Raw genomic sequence first — 6431 nt, forward strand, 5'->3', positions numbered from 1 at the left:
CAAGATATGATTTACAACAATTGACTTATTAACATTAACTATCGTAATCGTACTCGTCCTCTTTGTTTTCCATATGCTCCTTACTTTGCACAAATCTAACCGCAAAATAGAGATCATAAGCAAACTCAACATAATTTTCATCAAGTTTAATATTCATCTGTTTAAACCAGTTTTTTAAGGTTTTACGTCTTCCGGATAGTATTAAAATTACGTTTCGTACTTTTAATGACCTGACAAGCTCGTCAATGCCTGACAAAACACTGACATCTTTATAGGTAAAACAAGGTATCGCATCAACAATCACATAATTTATTGGTTCATCAGCTTCATCAATATAACTGATGATTCGGCGTTTAAAATAGGCAATATTAAAATAAGTCAGTGGCGAATTAAAGCGATAAATCAAGGTATTATTTACGGGTAAAACATCTTGCCCTAATGAATGAATTCGACCACTTTCATCAACTCCAAGTAGTTGATCTTTAGGCCGAAACACGCGACGTAAAAATAAAAATAACCCCAACAATACCGCTAAAGCCATACCCGGAATTATACCAATAACTAATACAGCAATAAGCGTTGATAAACTGAGATAGAAGGCATCGCGATCAAATTTAAAAAATCGCCAAATAGTTTGAAAATTTATTAGCGACACAGACGAATAAATCAATATGACACCTAAAACACAAGTTGGAATATATTGCAGTGGCGATAAGAAAAATAACACAACAATGCCAATAAGTATGGCAGCAATGATTGAAACTAGTTGCGTTTTACCACCATTAGCATCATTGACTGCAGTTCGTGAAGAAGTACCACTCACTACAAAACCTTGTGATAAACCAGCAGCAATATTGGCCAAACCAAGTGCCTTAAACTCAATATCAGCATTGGTTTCATAATTATTTTTAGAGGCAAAGCTACGAACAGTTATCATCATGCTTACAAAACAAATAATAGCAATGTTAAGTGATGGTACCACTAAATCTCGCATTAAGCCTTTATCAAAAATAAGCCATGATTGAGCAGGAATAAAATCGCCACTTACTTGACCAATAATATGAATATTATAGTGTTCAAAGTTAATTAACCATGAAAGAAATGTCATAATAATCACTGCTACAAGCGGCGCAGGATAACGTGGCTTTACTTTATTTAAAATAATTAAAATTGCCAAAGTAAGCAGTGAGATCAATGCTGTTCCAAAATGTATTTGGGTAATTTTGAATGGAAAATAAACGATTCGTTCGATCAAATAGGAATAATCATATTTAAACCCTAACGTTTTAGCTAATTGATCAACCATAATGGTAATAGATATACCATTTAATAAGCCAATTAAAATTGGTTGGCTCAACAAATCCGCTAAAGCGCCAAGATGAAACTTCCCAGCAATAATACACCAAATGCCAATCATAATGGTTAGCAAAACTACAAGTTGCCAGCGTAAAATTGGATCATTGGCCGCTAATGGTAACACCACAGCCGCTACTACCGCGCAAGTTGCTGTATCTGGACCAACGATAAGTTGCCGTGATGAACCAAACAGGGCATAAACAATTAGTGGTAAAATTGTTGAATATAAGCCAGCAATTGCGCCAACTCCAGTTAATTCAGCATAGGCAATTGACACAGGCAGTGATACCGCAGCCACCGATAACCCTGCTTTAATGTCAAAACTCAAAAATTCACGTTTATATTGTAATAAATTTTTCAGTCCAGGCATCCATGATGTTATTTTTTGGAAAAGTGTACTATTGATGAATTTTCCCATATTTTTCCTTATTTACCCGCTATACTCATATTATCTATCAAAATTGAACCGCATTGGATATTACCTCTTGTTTCAAGATCATTACCTATAGCCACAATATTTTTATATATATCTTTGAGATTACCAGCAATAGTAATTTCATTAATCGGATATTGAATTGTTCCGTTCTCCACCCAAAATCCTGTCGCACCACGAGAATAGTCACCCGTCACATTGTTGACCCCTTGCCCCATTAGAGAAGTGATCACAACACCTTTATCTAGTTTTTTTACCATTGCATGAAAATCAGCATCTATCTGGCTTGGTGAGACTAACCAGTTATGAATACCACCTGCGTGACCTGTTGAACTCAAACCTAATTTTTTGGCTGAATAGTTGCTAAGCAAATAGGTTTGCAATACTCCTTGCTCAACGATATTACGTTTAACCGTTTTTGTACCTTCACTATCGAATGGCGAGGAACCAATACCTTTCAAAATATGCGGATCTTCATAAATAGTTAACCATGAAGGAAATATCTCTTGTCCGATAGCATTTAATAAAAACGAAGATTTACGATATATTGCTCCACCGCTAAGCGCACCAATTAAATGTCCCAGTAAACCAACCGCAACATTTGCACTAAAAAGAACAGGTACTTTCATAGTCGCTATTTGTTTTGCACCTAATTGAGCAACCGTTTTTTCTGCGGCTTCTTGTCCTACTGAAGCTGGAGTATGGAGTTGTTTAATATCACGCGATGAGGTGTAGGCATAATTACGTTCCATTTGCCCATCTTGCTCAGCAATGACCGAACAAGAAAGTGAATGTGAACTCGCACAATAACCTTGTAACATACCTAAACTATTGCCATAGACATAAATTCCATAGCGACTACTAAAATATCCACCATCACTACTCATAATTTTAGGATGGGCTAAGGCGACTTGCTCGGCTTGCTTTGCTTGTTCTATAGCATTATCAACATTCAAATCACTTGGATAAAATAAATCCAAATCAGGTGGATTAAATGCCATTAAATTAACATCACCTAAACCAGAATAGGGATCTGATGAAGTATATTGCATGATTTTAATTGCCATATCTATCGTTTGAGTAATTGCATGTGCTGACAAATCATTAGTTGAAGCACTCCCTTTACGTTGATTTTGATAAACAGTGATAGCTAATGCTCCGTCACTATTAAATTCCACGTTTTCAGTTTCACCTAAACGTGTACTGACACTGATACCCGTTGATTGGTTGATTGAAACTTCTACCTCGTCTACCAGAGTTTTAGCTTGCTTAATAGCACTGGCAACAATAGAGGATAATTTAGTTTGTTGGATTTTGGCGTCTTTTTTGATTTGATCAATACTCATCTTATTATTTTCTACAATTATGCTAGTGATACGTTATAATAAGCCACAATTGTACTTTAGTTAACAGTTAACAATAGAAATCATATGAATAACCTAAAAAAAACAGTAATAGCACCGATTTTTACTGATAATCCTGAAGAAGAAATCATCTATGTCAGCAAAAGTGAAATAAAACGAGATGCGGAAGTACTCAAAAAATTAGGAATAGAATTAGTTAATTTAAGTAAAAATGAAATTATAAAAATACCATTGGATGATGATTTACTTAATGCGATTGATTTAGCCCAACGAATCAAAAAAGAAGGATATCGTAGGCAAATTCAGTATATTGGCAAATTATTACGCAACCGCGATATCGAACCGATTACTCAAGCACTAGATAAACTTAAAAATCGCCATAATCAGCAAGTTGCTCAGTTTCATAAATTAGAGAAACTTCGGGATGAACTGATCAAAACTGGCGATGCAGAATCCATTATTAGCCTGTTCCCAACTGCGGATAGGCAACAATTACGCACTTTAGCGCGTTTAGCCAAAAAAGAGTTAGAAACAAATAAACCACTTAAAACTAGCAAACAAATTTTTCAATATTTAAAACAATTGAGTGACACTGAATAATCTTTATAATGTGCGCTTATCATTTTTTATTAAATAATATTATTAATCAAGATAGAGGATACAAAGATGGGACTATTAAATGTACCTGCCGGTAAAGAGTTACCAGACGATATTTATGTTGTGATTGAAATTCCAGCCAATGCTGATCCAATCAAATATGAAGTAGATAAAGATACTGGCGCGGTATTTGTTGATCGCTTTATGGCAACAGCAATGTTTTATCCATGTAATTATGGTTACATTAATCACACTTTATCCCTTGATGGCGATCCTGTTGATGTATTAGTTCCAACACCATATCCGTTACAACCGGGCTCAGTTATTCGTTGCCGCCCTGTTGGAGTGCTAAAAATGACAGATGAATCAGGTGTTGATGCTAAATTAGTGGCAGTGCCGCACACCAAGCTTTGCAAAGAATATGATCATATTAAAGATGTGAATGATCTACCTGAACTACTTAAGTCACAGATCAAACACTTTTTTGAACAATATAAAGCGCTTGAAAAAGGTAAATGGGTAAAAGTAGATGGTTGGGAAAATGTCGATGCAGCCCGCAAAGAGATCATCGAGTCATTTGAGAGAGCAAAAAATAAGTAACATACCAATATCGATCATTAAGTAAATAAAGTAACCGTTAAACGAGGTGCATGAATTTTGTCATATGCACCTTATTATTTTTAATTTATTTTTGACTTTCGAAATAAATTAAAAACTTCCAAAATACAATAATTTGCATTATTTCAAACAAAACCTTTTGATATAAAAATTAAGAAAAAACTGTACTATAAGATGAAAAAAATGTCATTAATGTCTTGCTTTCGATTATAATTTATGCGGTAATAGTAGCAGACATTTAACGCTGTATATTTTTATGAAAACGGTTAACTTTATAATCCAGTTTTTACTCATTATAGTTGTTTATTTGTTTGCATATTAATATCCGTGTTAATCGTCTAAGCGAGCCTATAAAGGCAAATATTAATTATTGTTAGGATGTCTAATAAATGAATAAGAAAACTGGCCAAGTAAAATGGTTTAACGAAAGTAAAGGTTTTGGGTTTATTACTCCAACTGATGGAAGCAAAGATGTATTTGTTCACTTTTCAGCAATTTCTGGGGATGGATTCAAAACCCTAGCTGAAGGGCAACAAGTCGAATTTGCTATCCAAGATAGCCCTCGTGGACCAGCAGCGGCTGAAGTTGTCGTTGTTTAATTATCTAATTAAATAATTCATTTTAAGCAAAACGGTTCGTTTATATAAATGAACCGTTTTTTATTGCACATAAAAAAGTGACTAAAAAGTCACTTTTAATTAATGAAATATTACTTATTTTTTAGAAATAACAGCAATTAAATCTAAAACTTTGTTTGAATAACCCACTTCGTTATCGTACCAAGCAACAAGTTTAACAAAGTTGTCACTTAACTGAATACCTGCTTTTGCATCAAATACTGAAGTGCAAACTTCGCCTAAGAAGTCAGTAGAAACAACATCATCTTCAGTGTAACCAAGAACGCCTTTCATTGGTCCTTCAGCTGCAGCTTTGACTGCTTTACAAATTTCTTCATATTTAGCTGGTTTTGCTAAACGTGCAGTTAAGTCAACAACAGAAACATCTGGAGTCGGTACACGGAAAGCCATACCTGTTAATTTACCGTTTAATTCAGGAATAACTTTACCTACAGCTTTAGCTGCACCAGTTGATGAAGGAATAATGTTTTGCGCTGCACCACGACCACCACGCCAATCTTTATGAGATGGACCATCAACAGTTTTTTGAGTTGCTGTAGTTGCGTGAACAGTTGTCATTAATGCTTCAACAATACCAAATTTATCATTGATAACTTTAGCTAAAGGCGCTAAACAGTTAGTTGTACATGAAGCGTTAGATACGATATCTTGACCAGCATAATCTTTATCATTAACACCAATTACAAACATTGGCGTTGCATCTTTTGAAGGGCCAGTTAAAACAACTTTTTTTGCACCTGCTTGAATATGTTTACGAGCAGTTTCGTCAGTTAAAAATAGACCAGTTGCTTCGGCAACAACATCAACACCCACTTCATTCCATTTTAAGTTCGCAGGATCTCTTTCAGCTGTAACGCGAATTGTTTTACCATTTACTACTAATTTACCATCTTTAACTGCAACAGTACCATCAAAACGACCATGTGTTGAATCATATTTTAGCATATAAGCCATATATTCAACGTCTAATAAATCATTAATAGCAACGATTTCAATGTCTGAACGTTTTTGTGCAGCACGGAAAACAATACGACCGATACGGCCAAAACCATTAATACCTACTTTGATTGTCATAACATTTACCTTCTTTATTGTTAAAAAATAAAATTAAACCCTAGTAAACTACCAAATTTTACTCGGTTATTCAAGAACATTCCGCATAATTAGACATGAATTAAGTAAACTATTTTCAGTTATTAAATCGATTTAAATAGCAATGCTATAAAATCAATACTCCGTGCTTTAACAAAATAGTAGCAAATCACAGATAGCTAACTTAACTCATTAACAAAACAGCAATTTTATAAAACAAGAAACCATACTATGATTAATGAAGAAAACTTAACCGACCATATATCAATGATCAAATAGTTGGGGTTCGTTATAGTTTTTGATTAATAAAGGGCTAGTGTAGCCCTTTGAATC

Annotated in this window: 6 protein-coding genes; 3 read left to right on the top strand and 3 right to left on the bottom strand. The window is 34.3% G+C overall.

Annotation, left to right across the window (positions count from 1 at the left end):
- Positions 1–34 precede the first annotated feature (34 nt).
- Both Q0K76_RS03385 and pmbA read right to left on the bottom strand, forming a co-directional pair.
- Positions 35–1774, bottom strand: a complete 1740-nt coding sequence (locus Q0K76_RS03385) for a SulP family inorganic anion transporter (protein ID WP_294611326.1) — start codon at positions 1772–1774, stop codon at positions 35–37.
- Between the two features lie 8 nt (positions 1775–1782).
- Positions 1783–3135 carry a metalloprotease PmbA gene (pmbA, locus tag Q0K76_RS03390; protein WP_294611328.1) on the bottom strand — a complete coding sequence of 451 codons (1353 nt, stop codon included), beginning with the start codon at positions 3133–3135 and terminating at the stop codon, positions 1783–1785.
- Between the two features lie 84 nt (positions 3136–3219).
- Here pmbA and yjgA point away from each other — a divergent pair, with 84 nt between their 5' ends.
- From yjgA to Q0K76_RS03405, 3 genes are all read left to right on the top strand, one after another.
- A complete protein-coding gene (gene yjgA / locus Q0K76_RS03395) occupies positions 3220–3753 on the top strand; it encodes a ribosome biogenesis factor YjgA (protein WP_294611331.1) in 534 nt (177 codons plus the stop codon).
- 66 nt (positions 3754–3819) lie between these two features.
- Entirely contained in the window at positions 3820–4350 is a 531-nt protein-coding gene (gene ppa / locus Q0K76_RS03400) for an inorganic diphosphatase (protein WP_294611334.1), read from the top strand.
- Positions 4351–4757: 407 nt separating this feature from the next.
- Positions 4758–4967: a cold shock domain-containing protein gene (locus Q0K76_RS03405; RefSeq protein ID WP_294611337.1), complete on the top strand. Its 210-nt coding sequence runs from the start codon at positions 4758–4760 to the stop codon at positions 4965–4967.
- A gap of 114 nt (positions 4968–5081) precedes the next feature.
- Here the strand turns inward: Q0K76_RS03405 and gapA are convergent, their stop codons facing one another.
- Entirely contained in the window at positions 5082–6080 is a 999-nt protein-coding gene (gapA, locus tag Q0K76_RS03410) for a glyceraldehyde-3-phosphate dehydrogenase (protein WP_294611339.1), read from the bottom strand.
- Positions 6081–6431 lie beyond the last annotated feature (351 nt).

The organism is uncultured Gilliamella sp. (assembly GCA_945271295.1).
In the GTDB taxonomy this organism is placed as follows: Bacteria; Pseudomonadota; Gammaproteobacteria; order Enterobacterales; family Orbaceae; genus Gilliamella.